The sequence below is a fragment of the Rhizobacter sp. P2_H2 genome (assembly GCF_056403375.1).
Genome location: NZ_JBFUFP010001120.1, coordinates 1 through 1,706, shown reverse-complemented (window position 1 = coordinate 1,706; position 1,706 = coordinate 1). Strand labels below are relative to the sequence as shown.

At 68.2% G+C, this 1,706-nt stretch carries 2 protein-coding genes and 1 pseudogene; all 3 read right to left on the bottom strand.

Going from position 1 to position 1,706, the window contains the following annotated elements:
• Positions 1-326, bottom strand: a 326-nt coding sequence (locus AC1D15_RS30705; RefSeq protein WP_477829005.1) for an enoyl-CoA hydratase/isomerase family protein, incomplete at its 3' end; no start/stop codon positions are given.
• Complete coding sequence (locus tag AC1D15_RS30700) at positions 323-1,189, bottom strand: DMT family transporter (RefSeq protein WP_477829004.1); 867 nt, start codon at positions 1,187-1,189, stop codon at positions 323-325. The genes AC1D15_RS30700 and AC1D15_RS30705, both read right to left, overlap by 4 nt.
• Position 1,190: 1 nt before the next feature.
• A pseudogene (locus AC1D15_RS30695) lies at positions 1,191-1,706 on the bottom strand (translational GTPase TypA); the annotation flags it as partial.

Here is a 1,706-nt window from a genome sequence, read left to right as displayed (position 1 = left end):
ATATAGGGCTTCGGATAGGTGTGGATCAGGTGGTTGAGCGCGTATTCCTCGGTGAAGAAATCTTCCAGCTCCGGGTTGCCGGCCAGCGCCGCCTGGTAGAAGAAGCGGATGTCGCCGCCGGCGCAGAAGGCCACGCCCTTGCCTTCCAGCGTCGCGCCACGCACCACCACGGCCTGCACGGCAGCGTCGTCGCGCCAGGCCAGCAGCGCGCGCGTGATCTCGCGGATCATCGGCAGCGACAGCGCGTTCAGCGCCTGCGGCCGGTTCAGCGTCAGCAGGCCGATGCCGCCCTGCACCTGCGCCACGATCAAAGAAGAACCGCTCATGCCCGCGCCTCCCGCAACCCGACCCATGCATTGACGAACAAGGTGCCCAGCACCAGGCTGCCGCCGACGATCACCGCCATCGACGGCTGYTCGCTGGTGCCCAGCCACGCCCACGCGATGCCGAACACGATCTCCAGCAGCGCCAGCAGCGACATCTCAGGCGCCGGCAAATGCCGCGCCAGCCGCACCGCCAGCACGCACGGGATCGCCAGCTGCACCAGCCCCAGCAGGCCGAGCAGCGCCACGTCGTGCACCGAGGCCTGCAGCGGCAGCGACAAGGGCAGCGTGACGATCGCCGAGACCAGCGAGCCCAGCAGCAAGGCCGGCACCAGGTCGACCGTCGTGCCGCTGCGCTGCAGCGTGTTCCAGTTGATCGCGCTCGCGACGGGCACGCCCAGCGCGACCAGCGAGCCGATCACGTGCTGCGGCTCCGAGCTGACCCCCTGCCCGTACATGTAGGCGATGCCCAGCCCGGCCAGCACGATGGCGGCCCAGGTGCGCCGCGCGACCGGGTGGCCGAGCGTGAAGCGCGCCAGCACCGCGGTCATCAGCGGCGCGAGCGCCATCGTGATCAGCACGTTGGCCACCGTGGTCAGCGTGAGCGCCACCATGAAGCAGGTGAACATCACGCTCCACATCAGGCTCGAGATCCACAGCGGCCGGCCGCCCGCGCGCAGCAGCGCGAAGGTGTCGCGGCCATGCGCCCAGGCGTAGTACACGCCCAGGCACGCGCAGGTGGCCAGGCTGCGCCAGAACGTCACCTCGAAGCTGCGCGCCGATTCGAGCTGGCGCGTCACCACGCCGGCGATGCTCCACATCAGCGTGACGAGCAGCATGCCCGCCACCGCCCGACCATGGGTCATGTCACTCGCTGCGGGAAGCACGCTTGCGATCGTGCTCCTTGAGGTGGCGCTTGCGCACGCGGATCGACTTCGGCGTGATCTCGACCAGCTCGTCGTCGGCGATGAACTCGACGCCGTACTCCAGCGTCAGGATGATCGGCGGCGTGATCTTGATCGCGTCTTCCTTGCCCGACACGCGGAAGTTGGTCAGCTGCTTCGCACGCACCGCGTTGACGATCAGGTCGTTGTCGCGGCTGTGGATGCCGACGATCATGCCTTCATACACCGGGTCGCCCGGCTTCACGAACATGCGGCCGCGGTCGTCCAGCTTGCCCAGCGCGTAGGTCACGATCTCGCCGTCGTCCTGGCTGATCAGCACGCCGTTCTTGCGGCCTTCGATCTCGCCCTTGTAGGCCTCGTAGCCGTCGAAGATGTTGCTGATCAGGCCGGTGCCGCGCGTCAGGTTCAGGAACTCGTTCTGGAAGCCGATCAGGCCGCGCGCCGGGATCTTGTACTCGAGGCGCACGCGGCCCATGCC